Origin of the sequence: Pseudomonas sp. LG1D9 (assembly GCF_002949995.1) — a bacterium.
In the GTDB taxonomy this organism is placed as follows: Bacteria; Pseudomonadota; Gammaproteobacteria; order Pseudomonadales; family Pseudomonadaceae; genus Aquipseudomonas; species Aquipseudomonas proteolytica.
This window is the reverse complement of record NZ_CP026881.1, coordinates 5,678,395-5,705,050: the sequence shown is the minus strand read 5'-3', so window position 1 is coordinate 5,705,050 and position 26,656 is coordinate 5,678,395. Positions and strand designations below refer to the sequence as shown.

The 26,656-nt window shown below is 57.5% G+C and carries 16 protein-coding genes; 9 read left to right on the top strand and 7 right to left on the bottom strand.

The genetic code is table 11. The annotated features are described in order from the left end of the window. Positions 1-29: 29 nt before the first annotated feature. The 4 genes from C5F71_RS26265 to C5F71_RS26250 all read right to left on the bottom strand — a co-directional run bounded on the left by C5F71_RS26265 (position 30) and on the right by C5F71_RS26250 (position 4,999). Positions 30-1,049, bottom strand: coding sequence for a fimbrial protein (locus C5F71_RS26265; protein WP_104912373.1), 1,020 nt, complete (start codon positions 1,047-1,049; stop codon positions 30-32). Further along, positions 1,046-3,550, bottom strand: coding sequence for a fimbria/pilus outer membrane usher protein (locus C5F71_RS26260; protein ID WP_104912372.1), 2,505 nt, complete (start codon positions 3,548-3,550; stop codon positions 1,046-1,048). The genes C5F71_RS26265 and C5F71_RS26260 overlap by 4 nt, the downstream gene beginning before the upstream one ends. 81 nt (positions 3,551-3,631) lie before the next feature. Continuing rightward, the gene (locus C5F71_RS26255; protein ID WP_104912371.1) at positions 3,632-4,351 is read right to left on the bottom strand and encodes a molecular chaperone; all 720 of its coding nucleotides are present in this window, start codon (positions 4,349-4,351) and stop codon (positions 3,632-3,634) included. A 54-nt stretch (positions 4,352-4,405) separates the two neighbouring features. After that, positions 4,406-4,999 carry a fimbrial protein gene (locus C5F71_RS26250; RefSeq protein ID WP_104912370.1) on the bottom strand — a complete coding sequence of 198 codons (594 nt, stop codon included), beginning with the start codon at positions 4,997-4,999 and terminating at the stop codon, positions 4,406-4,408. A gap of 307 nt (positions 5,000-5,306) precedes the next feature. Here C5F71_RS26250 and C5F71_RS26245 point away from each other — a divergent pair, with 307 nt between their 5' ends. Further along, positions 5,307-6,089, top strand: a complete 783-nt coding sequence (locus C5F71_RS26245) for a helix-turn-helix transcriptional regulator (RefSeq protein WP_104912669.1) — start codon at positions 5,307-5,309, stop codon at positions 6,087-6,089. Here C5F71_RS26245 and C5F71_RS26240 read toward each other — a convergent pair. After that, complete coding sequence (locus C5F71_RS26240; protein ID WP_104912369.1) at positions 6,080-7,189, bottom strand: P1 family peptidase; 1,110 nt, start codon at positions 7,187-7,189, stop codon at positions 6,080-6,082. The two genes, C5F71_RS26245 and C5F71_RS26240, sit on opposite strands and share 10 nt — an antisense overlap. 219 nt (positions 7,190-7,408) lie before the next feature. Here C5F71_RS26240 and C5F71_RS26235 point away from each other — a divergent pair, with 219 nt between their 5' ends. From C5F71_RS26235 to C5F71_RS26210, 6 genes are all read left to right on the top strand, one after another. Further along, entirely contained in the window at positions 7,409-9,118 is a 1,710-nt protein-coding gene (locus C5F71_RS26235; RefSeq protein WP_104912368.1) for a ShlB/FhaC/HecB family hemolysin secretion/activation protein, read from the top strand. Positions 9,119-9,229: 111 nt separating this feature from the next. Then, positions 9,230-10,522 (top strand): filamentous hemagglutinin N-terminal domain-containing protein, encoded by a 1,293-nt coding sequence (locus tag C5F71_RS26230; protein WP_104912367.1) that lies wholly within the window; start codon positions 9,230-9,232, stop codon positions 10,520-10,522. Between the two features lie 223 nt (positions 10,523-10,745). Then, on the top strand, positions 10,746-11,963 hold the full coding sequence (locus C5F71_RS26225) for an MFS transporter (RefSeq protein WP_104912366.1): 1,218 nt from the start codon (positions 10,746-10,748) through the stop codon (positions 11,961-11,963). Between the two features lie 62 nt (positions 11,964-12,025). Continuing rightward, positions 12,026-13,141, top strand: a complete 1,116-nt coding sequence (locus tag C5F71_RS26220; protein WP_104912365.1) for an efflux RND transporter periplasmic adaptor subunit — start codon at positions 12,026-12,028, stop codon at positions 13,139-13,141. An 18-nt stretch (positions 13,142-13,159) separates the two neighbouring features. After that, positions 13,160-16,261: a MexW/MexI family multidrug efflux RND transporter permease subunit gene (locus C5F71_RS26215; RefSeq protein WP_104912364.1), complete on the top strand. Its 3,102-nt coding sequence runs from the start codon at positions 13,160-13,162 to the stop codon at positions 16,259-16,261. A gap of 10 nt (positions 16,262-16,271) precedes the next feature. Next, on the top strand, positions 16,272-17,705 hold the full coding sequence (locus C5F71_RS26210) for an efflux transporter outer membrane subunit (RefSeq protein WP_104912363.1): 1,434 nt from the start codon (positions 16,272-16,274) through the stop codon (positions 17,703-17,705). Between the two features lie 37 nt (positions 17,706-17,742). Here C5F71_RS26210 and C5F71_RS26205 read toward each other — a convergent pair whose 3' ends face one another. After that, complete coding sequence (locus C5F71_RS26205; RefSeq protein WP_104912362.1) at positions 17,743-20,979, bottom strand: hybrid sensor histidine kinase/response regulator; 3,237 nt, start codon at positions 20,977-20,979, stop codon at positions 17,743-17,745. A 195-nt stretch (positions 20,980-21,174) separates the two neighbouring features. Between C5F71_RS26205 and C5F71_RS26200 the strand changes: the two genes are divergently transcribed. Together C5F71_RS26200 and C5F71_RS26195 are read left to right on the top strand one after the other, a co-directional pair. Then, positions 21,175-22,020 carry an EAL domain-containing protein gene (locus C5F71_RS26200; protein ID WP_104912361.1) on the top strand — a complete coding sequence of 282 codons (846 nt, stop codon included), beginning with the start codon at positions 21,175-21,177 and terminating at the stop codon, positions 22,018-22,020. A 102-nt stretch (positions 22,021-22,122) separates the two neighbouring features. Continuing rightward, positions 22,123-25,755 carry a transporter substrate-binding domain-containing protein gene (locus C5F71_RS26195; protein ID WP_104912360.1) on the top strand — a complete coding sequence of 1,211 codons (3,633 nt, stop codon included), beginning with the start codon at positions 22,123-22,125 and terminating at the stop codon, positions 25,753-25,755. An 11-nt stretch (positions 25,756-25,766) separates the two neighbouring features. On the opposite strand, the gene C5F71_RS26190 is transcribed toward C5F71_RS26195, so the two are convergent. Further along, positions 25,767-26,396 carry a response regulator transcription factor gene (locus C5F71_RS26190; RefSeq protein WP_104912359.1) on the bottom strand — a complete coding sequence of 210 codons (630 nt, stop codon included), beginning with the start codon at positions 26,394-26,396 and terminating at the stop codon, positions 25,767-25,769. Positions 26,397-26,656: the final 260 nt, after the last annotated feature.

Genomic DNA, 26,656 nt, shown 5'->3' with positions numbered 1-26,656 from the left:
ACTTTCGCCAATGCAACTGCAGTTAAAAATTATTCATAAGAGAGGGTTACGGTGACTCCAGCGTTTACTGTTCCTGGTGTCATTTTCCCGGTACGAATATATTGAACACCAAAGAGTTTACCAATAGCTCCGCCCTGAACCCCCATATCCCCCAACTCTCCTTTGAGTGTAGTAGCCGAAGTTTGAGCCCCGAAGACCACAGGCGTCTCGCCATCAAGCACTTGCAGTGACACGCCCGACGCCGAATTGCCTGCTGAGTTTAGTATTAGATTCGAAGTTGTATTGCTCGGAGCATTTACATCCTCCAACGCATAAAGAATTTTGTACGGTGCATAGGAGGCAGCGCACGTCACGCCAATCTGGAAATTTACTGTTCCGGCCGTTTCTCCAACTAACGAGAGCAACGACAAATTAATCTTTTTTAGACGCACCACAGATGGCGCACTTAGCGTGCAGGAGGTATTGTTCACGGAAATGGTAGCTGGGGGTAAAGCTGAATCAGCGGTAAACATGGGAGTACCCCCTTCGTAAACTTCTAGCGAAAAAAATCCATTGATACCTGCCACTACTAGCTCACCAGCTGGCAATCGGTTAAGAGACACATAACGAAATCGATAGCTATAACCTTTTTTCACTATTCCGCCATTGCCTGGAATGGCAACTCGAGCATAAAAATATACAGGCACATAAGCCTCACCTGCAAAAGCGTGCTCATAAATCACAGCAATATTGGGATTATTAGTAAGCCACAGCGCATACGATTTACCTTCAAACAAATATTTGCCAACAGAAGCCTTGGCAAACATAAGGCCTATATCTAATTTCAAACTTGGGTTAGTCTCACTGCAAATCAAAAAATCAGGGAAGCTTCTTTCATGCCAAACACTCGAAAGCATATTCAGCCCAGCCTGCCCCTTCGTTTGTTGCACTTTCAGACTCACGCCCGGCCCTGCACTAATATCTTTTCTCTCGCAATTGGCGTAAGCCCACGCGCAATTATTGCAAAGAAACAAAACTACAAAACACATGCACTGAAAAAACAAATTCACTTATCATCTCCAATGCAAATAGCATCAAAAGCCTCATACATAAACTCTTTTTTTGCAGGCGGTAGATTATAACTAAAAGTACATTGCCCGCCGTGCCAACCAACAGTGAGTTCGCCTTTGTCCTTCACGCCGAAAACAAGGAGCCTTGATGTATTATCAACGACGCCAAGCACATTTCCACTCCCACCATAAACTTGAGCACCAAACGGAATTTTTTTACCATTACTCAACTGTAGTGAAAACTGTAACCTGCGCCCCGACTCAACCTCAAACCGACGTTTAACCACAGCGCCACGCGTCGGCACCACCCGCTGCGAACTTTCTGCGACTTCGATATCGCTACTAAAGGTATTGGTATCCAAGTTGATCCAGTTGTAACGATAGGGTTGCGCATAGGGCACGACCGCATAGCCTTTTTTATCGGTACGCACCGCAGTCCCACTTTCGAGGCCGACGCCCTTGGTATCGGGTACTTCAACCAATGCGAAGGTTTCACCGACCGGTTGCCCCAACGTCAACCCGCCGCTGTGAACCACTACCGATCCACTCGCCCCGACGTCAAAATGCTTGTTATCCCGACCCTGCCCATAGTTGCCACTGACTTTTGCGTTAGGCGTGTCCCAATTCATACCGACGCTGCCGGAGGCACCGCTGGTTTTGCTTTTGCTGCCCTGTACCGAATAACTCAAGGTATTTTGTTCGTCGATGTTGCCGGACAGGCCCGTTTGAATTGACGTCTCACCTTGGGACGATGAAGTAGCGCTGGTATACAGCCGCTGCGCGCGACGATTGTCACCGAACGGAATACTTAAGGATGCGGACACCTGGTTATCGATTCGTTGACTGCCACCCTGCCCCTCTGTACGGGACACGGCAAAGCTGTAGCTGGTGTCGGCATAGCTGCCGTTGTAGCCGAACTGCCAACGCCGCGTGCTGCCCTGGCCGTTCCAGTAACTGGTTTCACCCAAACTCAGAAACAGTGACCCACGCCCTTCCAGGGACTGGTTGACGTTCATGTCAAAACGGCTTTTTTGTCGGCCGTAATAAGGGGTGGCGAAGCGATCCTGTTCATCCACATGTTGGCTGAACGTGCGGAAAGACTCGGTGGAATAGCGATAGCCGACCATGGTGAAGGTGGTATCGGTGCTGCTCAGGGTCTTGGAATACAAAAAGCGCGCACTCTGGCCCACGTTCTTGCGCCCGGATACATCCTTGGAGTTGCTGTTGGTTACGTCAAACGACACGCCACCCCATGGCGAGTTAACCCCGACGCCCAGGTTCAACGCGTTGTAACCCTGGGAAGCGAGTAACCCGCCGTAGCCGGTGAAGTTATCGGTCACGCCATACACCAGCGTGCCTTGGGTAAACTTGGGCGCCGCCTGCCCTTCAGTCTGGTATTGGCCGGCGGCCAGGCTGTAGCGGGTACTGCCGCGACGTGTCATCACCGGCAGGTAGGAGTAGGCCTGGGAGTATTGACGCTCGCGCCCATCGGCCTCGATGATCTTGATGCTCAGGTCACCGTTGGAGCCGCTGGGGTAAATGTCGCTGATCTCGAAAGCACCCGCCGGAACGCTGGCCGAATAGATCACGTAGTTGTTCTGGCTGATCTCCACCGTTGCGTTGGTTTCAGCGATACCGCGCACCACTGGTGCGAAACCGACTTCATCATCGGTCAGCATGCCGAGCTCCGACGTCAACTGAGCGCCGCGAAAACGCACACTGTCGAAGATATCGCCCTGGGTGTACAACTCGCCCCCCGCCAGTTTGCTCTTTAGGCTGACGACGTCACGCTCGGCATAGGTACGGTTGCTGTTGAATGTGTCGCGCATACCGGTGCCCCCGGAGATCGACGACTCATTGCGAAAGCGCCAGGCACCCAGGTTGAAGCCGTTACGCAGACCTATATAGCGGTAGTCGCTACTGTAACCACGGCTGATATTGCGGCTGAAGTTAGTCTGATAATTGGTGTACAGGGCGGTGATGCCGTTATCCCATAAAGACGGATCGACATAACCACTGGACTGTCGCTTTATGTAAGCTTGAGGCATGCTGATCTGCAACGCCAGCGCGGTTACATCGAATTCGATATCGGCACCTGGCACCAGCGCCGGCAGATCAATCACGGTATCGTCGGCACTGCCCGCAGTGATGACACCCTCTTGTTCAAGCCGTGCAGTGTTCACCCCAATCGCCTTGAGTAGGCCCAGGTGTATGATCGGCTTGACCTCCGATCCGTCCTGCACGACAAACTTGATGGACTCACGCAGTATCAAAAATTGATTAAGGTAAATATCGACATTGTACTTACCAGGGGCGATCGTGCTTCCTTGCTCAAAGTACTTCAATTCGGCCGTGGCGCCATGCTTGTTCAAAAAAGCATCATTGAATTCCACAGCATGGGCTGCAAGTGGCAGGGAAGCACTTGCCAGCACTAGACTAGAGGCGCCAAAACGACCAAACGGACGGGTACCAGAATAACTCCCAAAACAAAATGCCCACATAAGAGTCTTGCCTCATTACTCAATCGTTACTGCTCGACTTATTTAAGATGCAGCGCTGCCTGCCTTCTTTTAAAAAGCCCTTCAGTTTGAAATATTGGCGAGATTCTTAACCGGAACGCCATAATCATTAATGGCATTAAACTCAACGACAATTTGAGCATTAGCAGGTATTGCACCTGCGCCTTCCACCAAAAACTTACCGGTCGCACCGGGCGCTACCATCTCCGCATTGACCGGGTGACGAGCCCCCTTATACTCAAGGGAAACAGCGCCAAAGGATGCGTAATAAACAGAATTGTTGGAGACCAACAGCCAGCGTTTTCCGCCTTCACTTAGCAACTGCCACTTCAAAAACTTTACAGACTCTTCAGGCGTACCGGACAAATCCGTCGGCCGATAAAACAGCTTGATCCGTTGGCGCACTGCAATCTGCAAAGTGTTATTGGCCTCAGACTTTTGAGGAATCTCCTGCACGCTGAGCCAGAACACCGATTCTTTGTCTGAGGGCAAACCTTTCCCCGCATAAAAAATGCGCAGGCTTTGTTGCTTGTTGCCGCCCAAGCGACTCAGCGAAGGGGTTAACGCAAACGGTACATCCTGATCCGTATTTTTTGAATCCGGCTCCAACCAAGACTGAATCATGATGTCCCTGTCGGCGTCATTCTTGACCATGATGGAGGCTTCCTTGAGCTTTTGCGGGTAGATAACCCGCGTGCCGCCCAATGTAATACCGGCCTGAGCGATACCACTGAAGAGCAATATTATCCCCGCCAGCCAATACCTGGAGTACGCGTTCTTCATTTAGTTACCTGCGATAAAGTAGAGAAGCATGAATATGCTTCTCTAATGAAAGACTTATTGGTAAGTCAGAGTGAATGGCAGCGTGCCATTGGCTGGACCAGGCACAATCGGAGTAACACCGTTAGCCACATAAGAGGCACGCATATTCAAATTAGCGGTATACGTGAAGGCTGGATCAGTACCGGCCTTGACTAACGGCGCGTCAAAAGAGCCGTTACCTGCCAGATTAATCAAGTTATTGCTGCTATCAAAGATACCAATACCCACGCCCTTCGCAGCGCCGGTGGTTTTGAGCAAGTTATTATTCGACCCATCCACACCTGAACCAGAGCTAGGGTCGAACATCACCTTAACAGTGGTCAACCCAGCAGCGGTATTACCACAATCAAGATTAATATTAATCGCCGTACCTGAAACAATCCCAGGATTTTTGGTGCTCAGAGAGTCAATACTGACCTTGCCCATAGGCACTTCAATTACCTGCGCACCGGCGGCTCCACCGACACTGGTGCCGGCGCCGGAAGAGGCTTTGCAGGAAGCAGCAGTAATTTCACCAGTAAAATTGATAGTCCCGTCTGCCGCCAAAGCGGAAGTTGTAATCAACGCGGTGATAGCCGCTGCCAGAATATGCCTTTTTTGGATAGCCACAATCAATTTCCTTTAGGTTGTACAGGAGGTTAATACTTGTAGTCGACCCTATAAAAGGGTCGGCTAAGTTTACCCAGTACACCCTCAGCAACAATCGCAAGAATCCATGCCTGGTCCTAGACGAATCCTAACAAGGCATCAGATAGATCCTACAAAATTAACCGGCACTCACATAACGTTTGATACAACGGCGAGTACGGTCTGTAGACTGACCTGTATTACATGGGATGTGCACGCGTTACACCAGCCAGTGGCGCACGACCAAGGGCAAGCAATAACGTCAAAGGGAGCATCGATGGGCAGTGAAATGAACCTTACGCTGCAGGAAGTAGCTTGGCATGACGCGGTCGGCAAGCTGATCGAAGCCTTGGACCGTCCTGACTTCTGGCGTTCGTTGACGCGTTTGCTGGGGCGCTACGTACCGGTGGATAACTGGGTGGTGCTGATATTCAGCACGGGCAGGCCGCAGGTGCTTGCCGAGTCTGCCGCAGAGGGAAACGAGACCGACTCACTCTTCCAAGACTACCTCAGGGGCCTGTACCTGTTGGACCCGTTCTACCTGGCCAACCGCGAGCAACCACAAAGTGGCCTGTTCCAATTGGACGACGTCGCCCCGGAGTGCTTCGAGCAGACAGAGTATTACCAGCGCTACTTTCGATTGAATGTCGTCGCTGACGAGATCCATATCAACGTGCAACTAGATGCCAGCCGCACTTTGAGCTTGTCGCTAGGTAGCAGTAGCCGCTTCAGCCAGCAGCAGATCGCTTTGCTGGGCTTGGTACAGCCCTGGGTCGCCGGCATGATGCGCCAACGGTGCACGTTCGAACAGAGTTTGAAGGACGCACCCGAGCAGGCACCTGACTGGCAGGAGCGCCTCCATACAACTACGCAACATATCAGCGCGTCATTGTCTGCCCGTGAAATGGAAGTGGGCCAACTGATGCTCAGCGGCTGCTCGAACAAAGAGATCGCCCGCAAGCTGGCGATCTCTGCCGAAACGGTCAAGGTGCATCGCAAGCATATGTATAACAAGCTGGGGATCAAATCCCAGTCCGAACTGTTCCTGTTGTTCCTTCAGGCTCAGGAATGAACGGCAGCCGTCCAACCCACTTTCGCCATCGCCGCCAGCAGTTGCTCAGGCTTGAGCGCCAGCGCTTGTCGGCCACGGCCCTGCAGGTCGTTGGCGGCCAACAGGGCGTTGAGAATTGCTTCCTCGACGGCGTCCGCAGCGGCCACAAACAACGCGGAGATGTAGTCGTTATTGACCATCTGTAAGGCAGTGGTCGGCGGGCCGGGTTGCCCGAGATTGGCAACCGGCAAGCCGGTATTGCCCACCGAGAACGCGATGAAGATGTCGCCGCTGTCGTCCTCGGTGCCGCCACCGACCCGCGCCAAACCGATACTCGCGCGCTGTGCCAGGCGCGTGCATTGATGAGGCAGCAAGGGCGCGTCGGTGGCGATGGTGATCACGATGGAACCCATGCCAGGCACGCCGACATTCACCGGCCCGTCATAAGGCGAAGGCGTGTCCTGCAATACGCTGCCCACCGGGTAACCCGCCACGCGCAAGGCGCTGCGTACGCCGTAGTTGGCCTGCACCAATGCGCCCACGGTCCAGCCGCCCTCCGCGGCACTCAAGACGCGAGACGAGGTGCCAATCCCGCCCTTGAACTCATGGCAGATCATCCCGTTACCACCGCCCACACAACCTTCCTGCACCAGGCCGCTGCGTGCATTCGCCAATGCGGCGTGCACATGCTCGGCAGTGACGTGCTGATCCCAGATATCGCTCAAAATGCCATCGTAGGTTTCCAGCACCACCGGCATGCACCAGTAGGCGTGCTGCTTGCCCATTTCACGCTCGGCGGCCACCAGTGCATCACGCACCACGCCAACGCTATGGGTGTTGGTGTAGGCAATGGGCGTGGTCAGCAAACCTGCTTCGCGAATCCACTCAAGGCCGGTGGCATCGCCATTGCCGTTGAGTACGTGAACGCCTGCAAAACACGGCGCCAGATGGGCCGCGACCGGACGCGGCTCGATGATGGTCACACCGGTATGCATTGAGCCGTCGGCGCTTTCAGCATTGAGGGTGTGATGGCCGACGCGCACGCCGGGCACGTCGGTAATGGCGTTGAACGCCCCAGGGGTGCCCGTGCCAATGGTGATGCCTAGGTCTCGTAAACGCATGTTTTAACTCTCAATAGTCGAGTGAAGAACGTGCGTGAAGTCTAGGTTGGCGGCGGATGCCTGACGATAACCTCCTTTGGTTACCCTCGGGACGTTAGGCAATTCGTACGATTTATCGCAGAGCCTATAAGACGGCGGACGCCCCATTGTCAGTAACGTCCATGGGTCGCCGAGCTTCATCTTATTTTTTCTTGCGCTCGACCTTCTTAGCATAGGCAGATGAAATCAACGCCCGGCACGCTCGGCTTCCACGCCTGCATCGCGACCACCCTGTATGTAACGACGCTATGGCTGTTTACGGCGATTCAGGTCGCGTGCGCGGCCAGCACGATCGATACCGTCACCAGCACTCAACGCCAGCAAGATCTCCAACTGAAAAGTTTGCAATCCCAAGCACTTGGAACCCCGGATGCACTGACCTCAACGCCCCTGCCCTTCGCCAATGCGCTGAAGCTGCCGGAAGAATCACCCTGTTTCGTTATCCGCACTGTGGCATGGAAAGGTGCAGATGATTTCGACTGGCTGGAACGCGCGCCGGCGATCCTGGGGCAGTGTGTGGGCGGCGAAGGGTTGACGGTTTATCGTCGCTGGGTAGCGGCGCAACTGATGGCCCGCGGATATATCACCACCCAAGTGTTGATACCGGTGCAAGACCTGAGCAGCGGGCACTTGATCGTCCAGCTTATCCCCGGGCGCGTGGGCAAGATCGATCAGCAACCGGGGGCGTTAGGCTGGTCGGGCATGGCGTTTCCTGTGGGAAAAGGCGAATTGCTGAACGTACGCGACCTGGACCAGGCGCTGGACAATGTGCGCCGCCTGCCAGGCCAAGCCGCGACGACGTTGAATCTGATTCCGGGCGCAGAACTGGGTGAAAGCGATGTGATCGTCCAGCAACCGCCGCAGGCACGCCGGGTGTTTGGCCTGCTGACAGCCGACAACGGCGGTATCGACGCTACTGGCCGCCACCAACTCGGCGGGATTGTCGCCATCGACTCTCCGGCGGGGCTTTACGACCAACTGCTACTGACCTACAGCGCCGACACCGACTTCAATAACCACACCCGTGGGTCTTCGGCTAAAAGCCTGGCCTGGAACGTACCCGCAGGCTATGCCCTGCTGTCGTTCGGTGCCAGCGAGTGGACCAGCAAGCAAGCCTTATTCAAAGACCCCGGGGGGCGCAGTATTGCGTTCAGCTCGCGCACCCGACGCGTCGATGCCGGGCTCGATTACGTGGTGAGTCGCTCCAATCGCAGCAAAAGTGTGCTCAACGCTCGCCTGGTCAATCGTGAGGATCGCGCCTGGGTAGCCTCCACCGAACTGCAGCAATTGCACCGGCAAATTACCAGCTATGAACTTGGCCTGACCCACCGCGCCAACCTGCGCTTTGGCAAGCTGACGGCGCAGGCTGGTGTGCGCGGCTCACTGCCCGGACTCAGCAAGACGCCCGGCGCGCTCTATGAGCAACAGGACTGGAACGGTCGCTATCACCTGTTCACTGCCAAGGCGGCGTTTGAGATTCCGTTTGACCAGGGCGCAATGCGTTTGGGCTATCGCAACGCGCTGGTCTACCAATATGCGCCGGTGCCGGTGCCGTCGACCGAATACATGCAGATCGGCGGCCGCTACAGCGTGCGCGGCTTTGACGGTAACACCACCCTCGCCGGCCCCACCGGCTGGACCCTGCGCAATGAGCTGTCCATCACCGCCTTCAGTGGCAGCCAGGCGTATGCGGCACTCGATGCCGGTGCGGCGTCGCCGGTGGGCGGCCAGCAGCAAGGTCGACAGCCAGTGATCGGCGCAGCTGTCGGTTTGCGCGGCAATGTCAGCCGCTTTGGTTACGACCTGGCCCTGGGCATGCCGATCAAGAGCAACGACGAGATGAACACCACCACGCCAACCCTCGATTTCTCCCTGAGCAGCCGCTTCTAGGCGAACACTTTTTCCCAGGGATGGGAATCCGAGTGCCACCCAGTGCACTCACCCGGCGCCCGCAGTCGCTACTGCGGGACGCCTCTTTAACCTTCAACCCTCGAGGTCTGTATGAACCCAATGATTCAACCCACTCGGCGCCCGTCCAAGCGCACGCTGCTGGCCCTCGCCCTTGTGGGCAGCCTGCCGCTGCTGCAACATAACGCGCAAGCGCAACCCGCCCTGACGTTGGACCCGAGCGCTGCGCGTAATGCAGCACTGTCGCAGATCAACGACACCCCGGTGGTCAACATTGCCGCGCCGAATGCCGCAGGTGTTTCCCACAACCGCTTCACCGAGTTCAATGTCGGCCCTGCCGGGCTGATCCTCAACAACAGCACCGCAGGCGCCCAAACCACCCTGGGCGGCGCCATTGCCGGCAACAGCCTGCTCAACGGAACCTCTGCCGGCGTCATTCTCAATGAAGTCACTGGTAAAACCGCCTCAAGTCTCAATGGCATGATTGAAGTCGCGGGGCCGAGCGCTCGTGTGATCATCGCCAACCCCAATGGCATCACCGCCAGCGGTGCTGGCTTTATCAACGCCAATCGCGTGTCGTTAGTAGCGGGCACGGCGGTATTGGACGCGAACGGCCAGGTGGCTCGATTGCAAACCGACCACGGCCAGATCCGCGTGGAAGGTGCTGGCCTTGACGCGTCCGGTGCCAATGAGGTCGACCTGGTCGCACGTACCCTGCAGATCAATGCGCAGCTGCAAGCCAAAAAACTCAACGCCGTGGCCTTGAAAGGCGAAGTCGACGCTATGGACCCGACCAGTGTGCTCAAGCACCTCGGCGCCGACGGCCAAGCCGACATCGCTATTGATGTGGCCCAATTGGGCAGCATGCACGCAGACTCGATTCGCCTGCTCGGCAAGTCAGCCGGCGTAGGCGTGAACGTTCAAGGCAACGTCAAGGCCCTGACCGGCGACTTGAAGGTCACCGCCGATGGCAAGGTACAGATCGCTTCCACGGGCGTGTTGGACGCCAGGCAGGCGCTGTCGATCGCTGGCGATCTGAGCAATCAGGGCGTGCTGCGCAATGGCGGCCCGTTGAGTTTGGTCGGCAACATCGACATCCAGGGTCCGATTCACTTCGGCGGCACGGCTGGGTCGGTTAACAATCTCAAGCCTGGCACTATAGTGACGGGCGGAGCCGCCTCCACAGGCGCTCAAAATGGTATAGGTGTGGTGATCAATCGCCCGGTCGCGTCACGCCCTTCCTATGTCGTCGCGCCGCCTGTATGGAGCAAGCCGGTGGTGAGCTACCCAGCGTTCAACTGGAGCGCCTATCCGTCGTTTGCCTTTAACACTGCGACAGGCCTGAAACAACCGACCCGCATCCTTCCTCAACCACGCTACTGGTAAAGCGCTTTAGCCGGGCGCGGTGGGTCATACCCGCCCGGTCATCCCGTAAGCGCCGCTGTTACTGCTCCCTGGACGATGACGAATGAAGCCTGGGGTTTCGGGCATGGTGCCAATCGCACCGGTCCGTATCATTTGCCAATGGGCAAAGCCCTCTAAACCGCATCCACATCCCGCTTGCAAACATTCACTCGGCAAAAGCCCTGAGCGCTGGGCTGGGAGACACATGTCCGTCGATATCACTAAACACAGCTCAAAAGGCTTGTTGTTTTTTCTCGCGCTGTCACTGACCGCAGCGCTCATGAACAGCAGCGCACCCACGCCGCTGTACCCGTTTTACCAAGAACATCTGCAGATCAACGCTGTGGACCTGACCTTTATATTCGGCGCCTACGGCGTCGGGGTTTTGCTGGCTTTGACGACTCTGGCGCGCATCGCCGGCCATGTCAAAGACCAGCGCTTTTTGCTGCTCCCAGCCATTGCACTGGTGCTGATCGGCGCCTGGTTGTGCGCCGAATGCGATTCGTTGTGGGCCCTGTGTGCAGCCCGCGCCATCTCGGGGCTTGGTGCGGGAATCATGACCACTGCCGTGAACGTAACGCTGGTACGGTTCGGCCCACTCGACAACGGCAAGTTGGCGGCGACGCTGGCCACCTTGGCAATGATCCTGGGGTTGGCTTTCGGCCCGGTACTCAGTGGCATGGCACTGCAACTGAACCTGTACCCGGCCAGCCTGCCCTTCTGGTCGATCATGGCCCTGGTCACCATCGCCGCCCTCGGCGTACTGGCGCTCTGGCCGCGCCGCGCCCTCCAGACCCACACCGCCGCTCACACTGCACAAGCGTCGTTACGTGAAGGGCTGCGCGGTATTGGTCGGCCCTTCCACTTGTGCGCATGGTCGGTGTTTTTCAGTTGGTCGTTCACGGCCTGCGTCTTCGTGATTGGCCCCGGCGCTGCCGAACAGCAACTGGGCTTGAGTGACCGTGGGATGTTTGGCTACAGCATGGCGGTGTACCTGTTGATCGCCGGGGCCAGCCAGCTGTATTGCAAACGCCTGGATGCAGCGCGTGCATTGCGTTCTGGATTGCTCGCCCAGTGTGCAGCCTTCCTGCTCCTGCTGACGGCCTTCTCGGTCCATTCGCTGACGCTCGCGGCGCTGGCCCTGGTAATCGCCGGCTACGCCTATGGCGCCATTTTTGTCGGCAGTGCGCGGCTGATCAATCAGCTGGCTCCTGCCAACTGCCACGCCAAGTTGGTGGCGTATTTCTATATGACCATCTACCTGTTCAACGCTGTGCCTATTCCACTTGGGCTGCTGGTGGACTCGATAGGGCTTGCCCCGAGCGTACTCGCCGCCTTGATCTTTTTTCTGGGGCTCGGTGCCGTGCTGGTGATTCTCGCTGCACGAGTCCGACTCCCTCATGCGCATCAACAACCCGGTTGAGCGCTCGTCACCGTTGAACCCTCAGGGTTCTTAATTTTTTGCCTTACGTCAGTACCGGAATCATGAATAAAAAACTTAAAGTGTGCGTCACGATTGCTGCGGTGCTCGCCATTGGCGGCGCCGTCGGCTTGTACCGGCAGTCCACCTCTGCCCAACCTACCCAAACGTCGGCCGGAACGGCTGCGCCGGCCATCCAGGTGGCTGTCGCCACCGCCACGCAAGCCGATATGCCCAACACTCTGGCGGGCATTGGCGAACTGGAAGCCACCCGCCAAGTCATGGTCACCGCCGAAAGCGACGGCCTGGTACGTGCCATTGCATTCCAACCCGGCGAGCGGGTGAAAGCCTGGCAAACCCTGGTGCAGCTCAACGATGCGCCGGAACAAGGCGAACTGGCCAGGCTTCAGGCACAGGCCGCCAACGCCAAGGCCCAGTTACTGCGAACCCAGCGTTTGCTGCCTCAGCAGGCGGCGACGCAAGAGGAACTGGATCAGGTGCAGTCCGCCTACTCCCAGGCGTTGGCCGATATCGTGCGGATCAAGGCGCTGATCGATCAGAAACGTATCAAGGCCCCTTTCACCGGCGTGCTGGGTGTACGCAAGGTCAACCTGGGCCAGTTCGTGCGGGCCGGCGATGCCATGGTGTCGCTGACCGACGCACAGACGCTGTACGCAAATATCACCCTGCCCGAACGTGCCCTGGCACAGCTCAAAACGGGCCAGGAGATGAGCGTCAGCGTAGACGCGTACCCGCAGCGCTTGTTCAAGGGCCACGTCAGTACCCTCGAACCACGTATCGACCCGGGCACCCGCACGGTGCTGGTACAGGCCACGGTTCCGAATCCGGACAACCTGTTGTCACCCGGCATGTACGCCAATGGCGAAGTCCATCTGCCAGCCAAAAAAGACGTGATCAGCGTGCCCGAAACGGCTGTGAGCTACAGCGCCTACGGTGACTTTGTCTACGTGGTCGAGGGCGCTGATACGCAACTGCCCAACACCGTACGCCAGGTCTACGTGAAGACCGGCGAACGCTCGGACGGCCGGGTCGTGCTGCTTGACGGCGTAAAGGCCGGTGATCGCGTGGTCACCTCCGGCCAGTTGCGCTTGAGCAGCGGCTCCCTGGTACGCATCGCGCTCAAGGACACCGTTGGGCTCGATCAGGCCTCGAGCCGCTGATACACCAAGGATCTGAAAATGAAATTCACCGACTTGTTCGTGCGGCGCCCGGTGTTGGCGCTGGTGGTCAGCACCCTGATTTTATTGATGGGGCTGCTGGCCATAAACAACCTGCCGATTCGTCAGTACCCCCTGACGGAAAGCTCCACGCTGACGATCACCACCCAGTACCCCGGTGCTTCGCCGCAACTGATGCAGGGTTTCGTCACCCAGGCCATCGCGCAATCTGTCGCTACGGTGGAAGACGTCGACTACATGAGCTCGACGTCGACCCAGGGCAAAAGCGTGATCACTGTGCGCATGAAGCTCAACGCCGACTCCAACAAGGCCATGACCCAGGTGATGGCCAAGGTCAACGAGGTCAAATACCGCTTGCCGGAGCAGGCTTACGACCCGGTGATTGTGAAATCCTCCGGTGAAGCCACAGCCGTGGCCTATGTGGGTTTTTCCAGCCCGACCCTGTCCACTGCTGCACTCTCGGACTACTTGCAGCGCGTGGTGCAACCGCAACTGTCTTCCATCGAAGGGGTCGGCAGCATTGACCTCAACGGCGGGCAGAAAATGGCCATGCGTATCTGGCTGGATGCCAATCGCATGGCCGCCCACGGGATTTCCGGCAGCGATGTGGCCCAGGCCCTGTTGAATAACAACGTGCAGGCTGCGCCCGGCCAGGCCAAGGGTTTGTATGTGGTGTCGGATATCCAGATCAACACCGACCTGGTCGATGTCGCCGAGTTTCGCCAGTTGGTGGTCAAGTCCAGTGCAGCCGGTGTGGTGCACCTGAACGATATCGCCACGGTGGAACTGGGCGCGGCGTCCACCGACACCAGCGCCACCATGGACGGTGTGCAAGCGGTGTTTTTCGGCCTGAATGCCGCGCCCAATGCCAACCCTCTGGTGATCGTCAAGAAACTCAACGAACTGCTGCCGGGCATCCGCGCCAACCTGCCGCCAGACGTGAAAGTCGCTGTGCCGTTTGAGCTGGCACGTTTTATCAGCGCATCGATTGATGAAGTACTCGGTACGCTGGGCGAAGCCATCGCCATCGTGGTGCTGGTGATATTCCTCAGCCTGGGTTCGGCGCGGGCGGTGATTATTCCGGTGGTCACCATTCCCCTCTCGATGCTGGGTGCAGCCGCGTTCATGTCGATGTTCGGGTTCAGCATCAACTTGCTGACCTTGCTGGCGATGGTATTGGCCATCGGCCTGGTGGTGGATGACGCGATCATTGTGGTGGAGAACGTTCATCGTCATATCGAAGAAGGCAAGTCTCCCACTTATGCAGCCCTGCTGGGCGCGCGTGAGGTGGCAGCGCCAGTGATTGCGATGACCCTGACGCTGGCGGCGGTGTATGCGCCCATCGGCCTCATGGGCGGGCTGACCGGCTCGCTGTTCAAGGAGTTCGCCTTCACCTTGGCCGGCTCTGTGGTGGTCTCGGGCATTATCGCGCTGACGCTGTCGCCGGTGATGAGCTCACTGCTGCTCAACAGCCAGATGAACGAAGGCTGGATGGCGCGCAAGGCCGAGAGATTCTTTCACCGTCTCGGCAGCGCGTATGGCCGGGTGCTGGATCTGTCGCTGCACCACCGTTGGGTCACGTTTACGATTGCGGTCATCGTGCTGATCAGCGTGCCCTGGCTATACAGCCGTGCCCAGACCGAACTGGCGCCCACCGAGGACCAGTCCACGGTGTTAACGGCCATCAAGTCTCCACAAAACGCCAACATCGACTACGTCGAGAAGTTCGGCAAACAGTGGAACGAAGCCATGGGGACATTGCCGGAGCAGAGCAACCTGTGGCTGATCAACGGCAGCAACGGTGTATCCAACAGCATCGGCGGGGTCAACTTCGTCGACTGGGAAAAACGCGAGCGCAACGCCGACCAGATCCAGGGCGATATGCAGAACCGCGCCAACACCATCGAGGGCAGCAACGTCTTTGCCTTCCAGTTGCCTTCACTACCCGGCTCGACCGGTGGATTGCCGGTGCAAATGGTGATCAAGAGCGCCGGTGACTACAGCGTGGTCTATGAGGCGATGGAGGCACTCAAGCACGCCGCACGTGAAAGCGGCTTGTTCATGGTGGTCGACAGCGACCTGGACTACAACAACTCGGTGATCAAGATCAAAGTCGACCGCACCAAGGCCAATAGCCTGGGCGTGACCATGAAGGATCTGGGCGACACCCTGGCTGTGCTGGTGGGCGAAAACTACGTCAACCGCTTTGCCATGGACGGCCGCTCCTACGATGTGATCCCGCAGAGCCTGCGCGGCGAGCGGCTGACGCCCGAAGCGCTGTCGCGCTTTTATGTGACCAGCGCCACGGGTGGGCAAGTACCGCTGTCTAATCTGGTCAGCGTCTCCACCGGGGTTGAGCCCAATCAGTTGACCCAGTTCGACCAGCTCAATTCGGCGATCTTCCAGGCGATCCCCAACCCAGGCGTGGCCATGGGCGACGCGGTGAAGTTCCTCGAGGCGCGAGCCAAACTGCTGCCGCCGGGTTTCACCTACGACTGGCTTTCGGATGCACGCCAATACCATCAGGAAAGCGGCGCGCTGGTCATGGCGTTCCTGTTCGCAATCATCGTGATCTACCTGGTACTCGCTGCGCAGTATGAAAGCCTGCGTGACCCGTTGATCATCCTGATCAGCGTGCCGATGTCGATTTGCGGCGCCTTGATACCGCTGGCCCTGGGCATGGCGACTATCAATATCTACACGCAGATCGGCCTGGTGACCTTGATCGGCCTGATCAGCAAGCACGGCATCCTGATGGTGGAGTTCGCCAATGAGATGCAGGTCAAGCAGGGTCTGGATCGTCGTGAGGCAATTCTGCACTCGGCGAAGATGCGCTTGCGGCCGATCCTGATGACCACGGCGGCGATGGTGGCCGGCTTGATTCCCCTGCTGTTCGCCTCCGGTGCTGGCGCCCACAGCCGTTATGACCTGGGCCTGGTGATCGTAGTGGGCATGTTGGTGGGCACGCTGTTTACCTTGCTGGTTTTGCCGACCATGTATTCGTTCATTGCCGTCGACCATCGTATCGCGGCCACCACACCCCGCGCCCGTGCGCTGGCCGCTGCCGATGCAGCCGACGCCGCCACGACCCAGACGGTGTAAGGAGACACACATGCACCCCTTTAATACCTTCGTGATTCGCCCGCTCGCGCTGCTGGTCTGCTCGGCCTGGATGACGGGCTGTACCGTCGGCCCGGACTACCGGGCCAGTAACGAGCCCGCAGTAGAGCTGACTCAAAGCCCCGATACCGCGCTGTATAGCAGCACCCGCGTGCAACAGGATTGGTGGCGACAATTCCAGGACCCACAACTGGATGCGCTGATCGATCAAGCGCTGGCGCGTAACCATGACCTGCGCATCGCCCAGGCCCGGTTGCTGGAGGCACGTGCGGTGCTGGACCAGCGTCAGTTGGACCAACTGCCAACAGTGACCGCCAGCGGGGCTTATTCCCGTAGCCTGTCCCAGGCCAACCCCGGCCCGAGCGGTGAGCGCAACCTGGCCAAGACCTATCAGGCCGGCCTGGATGCGCAGTGGGAGCTGGACCTGTTCGGCCGGCTGCAGCGCCTGTCGCAGGCGTCTTCGGCACGCGCTGAGGCCGTCGCGGCGGACCTGGCGCAAACCCGTATCGTAGTGACCGCCGACGTGGCGCGTCACTACTTTGAACTGCGCGGAGCGCAACGGCAGTTAGCGGTGGCCCAGGCCAACCTGAGTAATCAGGAAAAAACCGTGGCGCTGGTCCAGGGCCGCGTAGATGCCGGGCGCGGCACCGCCGACGAGCTGGCCAGCGCCCTGGCGGAGCGCGCACGGGTGCAAGCCACATTGCCGAGTCTGGAAACCCGTCAGGCGCTCAGCCGCTATCGACTCGCCGTACTCACTGGCTCGCGTCCCAGTGACCTGCAAACGCTCACCGACCTGAAACCCTTGCCGGCACTGGTCACACGCTTGCCGATTGGCCAGATCAGCGACTTGCTGCGCCAGCGTCCTGATGTTGCCAGCGCCGAACGCGCATTGGAGGCGTCGAATGCGGACATTGGCGCGGTGACGGCCGAGCTTTACCCACGGATCGACCTGGGCGGTTTTCTCGGCTTTGTGGCCTTGCGCGGTGGGGATTTGGGCGACAGCGGCAGCCGTGCATTCAGCGTGATGCCTTCGGTCAGTTGGCCGGCGCTGCACCTGGCCAGTGTCAAGGCAAGGCAGCGCGAGGCGCAGGCGCGAGAGGTGGGTAGTCAGGCGCGTTATGAGCAAGTGGTGCTGAATGCGATTGAGGAAACCGAGGGCGCGCTTACGACCTATAGCCTGTCGCAGCAACGGGTTCGCAGCCTGGCCGAGGCTACCGCGCAAAGTGAGCGTGCGGCTCGACTGGCACATGCGCGTTATGAAGCAGGTAGTGCGGCGTATCTGGTAGAGCTGGACGCGCAGCGTACGCAACTGAATGCTCAGGACGCGCTGACGCAGGCGGAGACCGCGTCGTATCTCGATGTAGTGCAGCTCTATAAAGCGCTGGGTGGAGGCTGGCGTGCGCCGGAATCAGTGGTATCCAAGTAACCCATAGCCGCCCTGAACGGGGCGGCATTTTCAATGCTTATACATTCGCAATAGCGCGTTCGACGCGCTGGATGAAAGCAGCCACGTCTGCATGGGTATGGACCAGCCCGTCCCGGGCGACAGCGACCTCCAACTCGCGACACAGCTGGATCAGACTTTTAGCTTTGCCTACCGCCAACGCACCCCGAATCCGATGCAGCAAACGGACGGTTTCATTACGGCCCTGCCCCCTGTCCAGCGCTTTAAGCTCACTCATATCCTGGGCGATCGTCTCAAGGAATAGTTCAAGCATGCGCTCCGGCACATTGATCTCGTCTACATCGCTTACCGGCGTATCGATTTCGCAAGCCTGGAAGACCGCAGGATCAAGCACACTGCGCAAACACAGATAGAGCCCCTGGATATCCATCGGTTTGGATAACCAACTGTTCATGCCCACGCGGATGCAATGCTCGCCCTCCTCGCGCAGCGCATTGGCGGTGACGCCGATAATCGGCATATCCACATCGCGCTGGCGCAATGTATCGGCAAGTTCATAGCCGTCAATGAGCGGCATGTTCACATCCGTCAGCAGTACGTCGTAAGCCTTCAACTCCAACTGCAGCAACGCCTGGACGCCATCGGGCACGACATCCACCGTACAGCCGATACGTTCCAGTTGCTCTTTCATCAGCACCTGGTTGACCGGGTTGTCTTCGGCCACCAGCACATTCAGCTCCAGTTGCAGATGCGTCACCGGTGGTTGCGGTAACGGTGCCTCCGATTCGCCAGTGATCGCCATCACCAACGCACGGCAAATGGACCCGACGCTGTTCTGGTTCACCACCACGTCCTGGCCGATAAACTGGGGCGTACTACTGAAATCATGCTGGGCGAAGACATTAATCGCGCCTGAGCTTGCCACCTCAACCTCTTGCGGCATGACCGTCAACACGGCATCAGGCGCTCCGCGAGCATCATCGCCCATCACGGTAGTGTGTGCCCCGTGCCACTCCAGCCAGGCGCAAAGGTTATCGGACAAGGTTGCATAGGGGGTGCGAACATCGATGCACTTGCCTAATAACTGTGGCAGTGAAGATTGGCGGGCCTCTAGAATTTCCAGGGCCAACTCGAATATGAAGGTACTGCCCTCGCCTAGTGCACTGTCCACGCTCAATGCGCCCCCCATCATCTGGCTGAGATGGGAGCAGATAGGCAGCCCGAGCCCGGTGCCGGCGACGGTGTGATGCTTGCTGTCAGCCTGGTAAAAGCGCTCGAACAGTTGCGCCTGCACCGCTTCGGACATCCCTGGGCCGCTATCGATCACGCACCATTGCAGGCTCACTTCGCCTGCGCAGACTCCGATAGGCGACAGGAAGACTGCGACATGCCCGCTCTGGGTGAACTTGATCGCGTTATTGAGCAGGTTGCCTACGATCTGCTGGATACGCATGCGGTCACCCTGCACAAGGTTCGGCACGCGCGGGTCAACGCAGCAGTAAAGCGCCAGCCCTTTGTTCGCCGCCACCGCCGAGAACCCGCGCACGGTTTCTTCAAGCATTTCCAGAGGCTGGAACGCCACGGACTCCAGAACCAGCTGGCCCGCTTCGATCTTGGACAGGTCGAGCACATCGCTGATCAAATGCATCAATACCGCGGATGAGCTATCGATTGTACGCAGATAACCACGTTGGCGTTCATCCAGAGAGGTCATGCCCAGCAGTTCAAGCGTGCCCAGCACACCGTACAACGGCGTGCGTAGTTCATGGCTCAGGGTGGCGACGAAGTTGCTTTTCTGCTCATTCGCCGCATCCGCCGCCTGGCGGGCGAGTAGCAACGATGCGGATGCTTCGCGGTGGGAAGAAATATCAGTGAAGGTACACAGCAACACGCTGTCGCCAAGATACTCGGTGGGTGTATAGCGCACATGCAAGACCCGCTGATCGAGCAGCAGGCAGCCTTCACCGGTAAGGGGTTTATCCTGCTCAAACAGCGGCCATAGCGCCATCATTTGTGCAAACTCGGTCGGCTCGCCCAACCATTGCGTATACAAACTGTTCTGCGTCACCAGTTCGATCTGCGGCCCCTTGACCACACACAAAGCCAGCGGCACCGTTTGCAACAAAGACAGGTTGAAGTCATGGTTGACCAATAACTCCCGAAAGTCATTACTCGCTGGCACCACGATGCGCCGTCGATACCATCGGATGACCGACCAGCCACTGATGATGCATAAGCCCAGCAAGCCGAGCAGTCCTAGCAACTGCCAACGTGCATCCAGGATCAGTTGTTTGTAGGGGATACGATACAGGGCCTGCCAGGCGCCCATGTCCCCGGCACTGCGCTTGATCAGTAGCCCTGAGGTAGTGAAATGGAAGCCGCTTTCATACTGGTAGATCTGTGGCGACTTGCCCCCCACTACACGCGTGCCGTCCGGCGCGGCGATGTCGACGTTGCTGTACAACGGCAGATCAAAAAACTGCTTTTCTATCCTTACCCCGGGTGCGTCAAATTCGTCCCAATACAGCAAGGTAGCGGCAATCAATTCCCTGGGGGGGCCCTTTCGTGCCCACTGATCCTCTTCGATGCGACCTGAGACATAGCCCAGTATTTGTTGAATGTCTTCACCGCCCAAAAAGAAATGACTGGGCCGCCAGCGCACCAACAAGTCACTGCTCAAGGGCGGTAGCTGACGCGCGGATTGCTTGACCTCATCCAATACCTGGGAAAAATTCCGCTGGCCTGGTTGAGACTGGGGGCTGATCGCAGGAATCGCGATGTCGAAATCGCTCGACAGATCAAACACGAACATTTGCGGTGACGCGAAGGTTGAACCGCTCCAGAAGTCGCCATACACATTTGCCAGCGCAACCCCAAGTTGCAGTTGTTGATCCCGCACCCCATCATTCGCATCAGCGGCTTTGATGGGTAGTGCCGCGGAAAACGTCGTCGCCACCTGGGATGCCTGGCCTTCATAAATACGCATGTTGCCCTGGATGGTCTGGTTGACCACATAGGCTCCAGGGCTAAATACCGGCTTGTATTCCAATTGGCTGCTGGCTTTGATGGCCCGTAGCAGAAATATTTCATGGTCGTAGGCTCGGCCCACAAAACGCATAAAGTGATAATCGACTTTAAGCACTTCCCCGCGAATGACCTTGTAGGTCACCCAATAGCCGGCCACGGCGAAGAACACTAGCAACAAAAAAGACACCAACAGGCCGAAACCCAACCAAAGCGAGACTTTTTCAAGCTTGCCAACGCTCGATTGCCTATAGCGCATAAGCGATGCCATTTGCAGTGTTCATAAGCGGACTTCTGGCCTTTGAAAGTTCAGGTACGGTTACCGAACAACCGTCTACTCGGATGAGTCTATAGGCTTTTCATTAGTCAGTAAGATTAGTCCTACGTATCCGTTCGAAAGAGCTGACGTTTATGGTTATTCACATCCTGCAAAATTAACTCATGGTCATTCCTTGCAGGGCATTACATGAAAACCTCAGCCGTACTAAGCCTCAGTCAGGTAGCCCCCCCAAAGTTTCTAGAGCCCGACGCACAGGCGCTGCGCCAAGGGTTGGCGGATCACGCGTTTGTGGGTTTCTACCAACCTCAGCTTTCGCTGAAAACGGGTACGATTTGCGGCTTGGAAGTGCTCGCACGCTGGCGGCACCCCGAGAAAGGCCTGCTGACGCCCGGGTATTTCCTGCAAGCACTAGAACGTCACGACCTGATGGACGAACTGTTCCTGCGCCTCTTCGAGCAAGGACTGATCCTGCGCCAGAAACTGGCCAGCATGAATCTGCCGTTGACGATGTCATTCAACCTTCAGCCGTCTCAACTCAGCAACCCCATACTAAGCCAGGCGATACAAGTGTTGTTGCGCGCGCATGAGTGCCCTGCCAAAAGCATCATCCTCGAGATCACCGAAACTGGCACGCTCAATCCGTGCAGTGTCGCCATGAACAACCTGCTACAGCTCAAGCTGTTGGGCTGCGGCTTGTCAATGGATGATTTCGGCACTGGCTTTTCTTCACTCGAGCGCCTGTGCGATGTGCCTTTCAGCGAACTCAAACTCGACGCCGGTTTCGTACACAAACTCGACACGCACTCGGCCTGCACAGCCATCGTTACCCACACCGTCAGCCTGGCAGCCAGCCTGGGCCTGTCACTGGTAATCGAGGGTGTCGAGACCCCGGCACAGCTCAAGCGGCTTAAAGCCTTGGGCGTGTACATCGTGCAGGGATATGCCATCGCCCCGCCGATGGCGGATACCGCGCTGCTGCCTTACATCCTTGAATACATTGCGGACTCACAGGTAGTGCTGACGTCAGTCTGAACCCCATTCACAGCGTTTACTCCCCCACCCGCCACGTCCGTGGCCGACCTTGAGCCGGCCAGCGCGGCGTACTTGGCATTTTGCAGTCAGGTATACGTTTTCATGTCCACGCTCAAAGCCTTCGCGGCTTTCTTCACCGTACTGCTGCCGGCTGTGTCGTACGGCGCTGCAGCAACGATACCTATGCCGCTACAACCCCTGCACTTGCTCAGTCAAGTGAGCCAGGAACCGCAGAAGCTGCAATTACCAGAAGCCGACTGGGCCTGGTTGCGCCAACGGCGTGCCCTTACCCTGGGCGTAGTCGCGCCGTTCACCCTACCCTTCGACATGGTCTACGGCAACGGCGACTACGAAGGTATCAGCGCCGATGTGGCAACGATGCTCAAACAGCAACTAGGCCTGGATATCAACGTTGCCGGCTTCGCCGACCGTGGGCAGGCGATGGCCGCTTTGCAAGCCGGCGAAATCGACTTGATCAGCCGGTCCAGCGACTATGACCGCGAGTCCTTTGACACGGTGGTGACGCTGCCATACAGCGTCAATGCACCGGTACTGTATCAACGCCAGGACAGCGACATTGTAGTTCCCTCAAATCTCAAGGGGCTTACCGTAGCGGTCTCCAGGGATTACCTGCCATACGCGCTACTGACCGAACGTTATCCCCACGCGCAGTTTTTTACCTACGGCACCACCGCGCAAGCCTTGGCCGCCGTCGCGTTCCAGAACGTTGATGTATTCTTGGGGGATTCGGTGACCACCCACTACCTGGTCAACCATAGTTTTTTCAGCTACCTGAAATTTATCCAGTTTCTGAAAATCGACTCGGGCGGCTATGGGTTTCTGCTCAAGCAAGAGGATCAACGCCTGCTGCGGATTCTGAACGCCTCGCTGACCACGTTCGGCCAACTGCGCATGAGCTACCTGATCAAGCGCTGGACCGGCGGCGGTACAGTGATGCCGGACGATAATGTGCATCTGAACGCCCAGGAAAGACACTGGCTCGCCCAGCACCCGGTGGCGCGCTTCATGATCAACGATGACATGGCACCCTCTGCCTTTTTTGACGCCAAGGGCCGCTTCAACGGGGTGGTCTCGGATCTGTTCGAGATCATCACCCAGCGCACCGGGCTTAAGTTCGATATCCAGCGGGCCACCAGTTTTGAAGGCATTCAGGACGCTTTGCGCGACGGTGATACCGATTTGGCTGTGCTGACTTCCAGCCCGGAGCGTATGAACAACTTCCGTTTCAGCCACCCGTTCGCAACCAGCTCGTTTGCGCTGGTCGCGTCTACCGCCCAATCGAGCCGTGAGCGTTCAAGCCTCAACGCGCTATCCGGCAAGCGCCTGGCAATTGTCCAAGGGCATGTACTGATCGACAGTATTCGCCAAGGCTTTCCCACGGTGCAGTTAATCACCCCAACGAACAACCTGGAGGCCATGCGCATGGTGGTCAACGGCGAAGCCGACGCCGTATTGATGACCTTGTCCATGGCTCGCTACTACACTGCCCGCCTCTATGAAAAAGAACTGCGCGTGGCCGGTATCGTCGATGGTCAGGCGGCCACCGCCAACTTCGCCATGCGCCGTGGCGAAACCGAGCTGCAGTCGATCATGGATAAAGCCTTGCTGAGCATCCCGCCTGACGAGCTCAACGCGATCACCATTCGCTGGCGCGCCAATGCTGCCATGAGCGGGCAGACCTGGCGCGACTACAAACTGGTGATCCTGCAGATCATCTGCTGCGCATTGCTGGTGCTGCTGGTTTCAATCCTTCGAATTGTACAGCTGCGTCGTCAGATCCGGCGCAGGGTCGCCGCCGAAAAAGCCTTGAATGATCAGTTGGAGTTTCTGCAAACCTTGAACCATGCCATGCCCGTGCCGGTGTATGTACGCGACCGCGAAGGCCGCCTCCTGTCATGCAGCCGCAGCTATGAACACGTCATGAAGCTCTGTCAATCCCAGGTGCTGGGTAAAACCGCCTTGCAAACCGTGTATGGCGATATCGAACTGGCGCCTACGCTCCACCAAAGTTACCTGCAGGCCATGGAAGATGGCAACGCCATCGAACAACAACTACAGATTGCTATCGACGGGCAATCCCACTTTATCGAGCATTGGATTCAGCCGTTTCGTGATTCCAACGGCTTAATTGCCGGTGTGATCTGCGGCTGGCAGGACGTTTCGCAACATCATCAACTGATCGAACAACTGCAACAGGCAAAAACCCAGGCTGACGATGCCAGCCATGCCAAAACCCAATTTCTGGCGACGATGAGTCACGAGATCCGCACGCCCATGAGCGCGGTAATCGGCACATTGGAGTTGGCGCTCAAACGCGCGGACCACGGCGTACTGGATCGAGTGAACATCGACGTGGCCTACACGGCCGCCAAGAACCTGCTTGAGCTGTTGGGCAATACGCTGGATATCGTACGCATTGAATCCGGGCATTTGAGCTTCTCCCCACGCCGGGCCAACCTCAAGAATCTGGTGGAGATGGTGGCGCGGGTATTCGAAGGGCTGGCGAGAAAGAAGAAACTGGACCTGATTCTGGAAATCGACGCCGGCACCACCCTGGACGTGTCCATCGACCCTCTGCGCTTCAAACAAGTACTGTCGAATCTGGTGAGCAATGCGATCAAGTTCACGGAACGCGGCCGTATCGTCATCCGCCTGGTATGCCGCGTGGTGAATGGGCAAACACTCAACATGCATCTGCAAGTGCATGACACGGGTATAGGCATCAGTGAGGCAGACCGGCAAACGCTGTTTCGCCCCTTCGCGCAAGTGACTCAGTCAGACCTCTCGGTCCATGGCGGCAGCGGGCTCGGGTTGGTGGTGTCGCGTTCGCTGTGTGAAATGATGGGTGGCCGTCTGGATCTGACCAGCACGCTGGGGCAAGGCACAACGGTCAACGTAACCCTCAAGCTCAAGCTTCTGGAACCGCTGCCTGAAGAAAAACTGCCGCTGCCCGCGTCCTCCGAGGCCACTCCAAGCTGGGCCATGCGAGTGCTGATCGCAGACGACAACACCTTGAACCGTCAAATGTTGCGCGCACAGCTGGAGTACCTGGGGTGCAAAGTGATTGAAGCCAGCAATGGGCTGGAGGCATTGGAGGCGTGGCGTGCGTTTGCGGTTGACTGGCTTATTACGGATTACCACATGCCGGTCATGGACGGAGTAGAACTGACACTGGCAATCCGCAAGGAAGAACAGCAACGCGACAGCAGTGCATTAACGATTCTGGGGCTGACAGCTGACGCTCAGCAGGAAGAAATGAACCGTTGCCTTAACGCCGGCATGGGTGACTGCCTGATCAAACCGATCAGCCTCGCCATCCTCGAACAGCGCCTGGTATTACTGGAGCCTGCGGATAAGCCAGGCTACAAAGTCAGCAAACCGGCGCAGCATCGGCCTGAATTCGACATGAATCTGCTCAAGCCGATTACCGGTGGCAACCCGGCAATCATTCAACAACTTCAAGCTGAATTGATGCGCAGCAATCAACAGGACATCGAGCAACTGCGTGACTTTAGTGAGACACGGGATCTCGCTGGCATTGCGGAGCTGGCTCACCGTTTGAGGGGTAGCGCGGCATTAATGTGCAATGATTATCTGCTTGAGTTGTGCAAGGAGCTGGAGCATGGCTGCCGAACCGGCGCCGAGGACGTACCGGCGCAGGTCAGGCAGGTGAAGAAGGAGTTACGACGTATTCAACAGATGCTCGAACCCTAGGCAGAAAGCGACTACGCCAAGCCATTGCGCTTGGCCAGCTCACCCAGAGCAATCAGGTTTTCCACACTCAACTTGCGTTGAAGGCGAATTTTGTACGTGCTCACAGTCTTATGATTGATCATCAACTCATCGGCGATGGCCTGATTGCCCATGCCGCGAGCCAGCAGCTTCAACACGGTGATCTCACGATCGGACAATTGTGCAATCAGCATGCTTTCCTCGCTGGCGGCCTGTGTATTGTCGCGTAACTGGTGAATGGTGTTGGCCGGGAAGTAGCTGTAACCCGACAACACGGCCTTCACCGCACCGACCAGTTCGTCCAGGTTGTCATCCTTGCAGACAAAACCCGCTGCACCAGCCTGCAACGAACGCATAGCGAAGTTGCGAGTGTCGCCGGAGGTAAGGATCAGCACTCGGGTAGAAATACCGATAGCTTTGAGGTGCGCAATGACTGACAGGCCGTCCATTCTCGGGATGCTCAAGTCAAGAACGATCATGTCCGGGAGCAGTTTGCGGATGACTTCTACCGCATCTACACCGTTGTCGACCTCGGCGACAATCGAATGCCCTTCCTGCTCGAGCATCACGCGCACAGCCATGCGCATCAGGGGGTGGTCGTCGACGATGACTATGGTGCCCATGATTAATTATTCCTGAAGTTCGATTTGAGTAGCGACGACGGTATCGTCTATGCAAGGGAACAACTGAGCAGCTAATCGTAACCCAAAGTATTCGACGCAATCTGCGTTGTGCGGCATGACGTACCGAGAAACGCATAAGTTATCGCGAACACTCGGCAACCTGCTATTGAGGCGCCGTCGCCGAGGACGCTAGCAAGAGGCGGCAATCATACTCAACTAATTCGCAGCGCAAACCGCAAGAATCTCTATGCCACCATAGA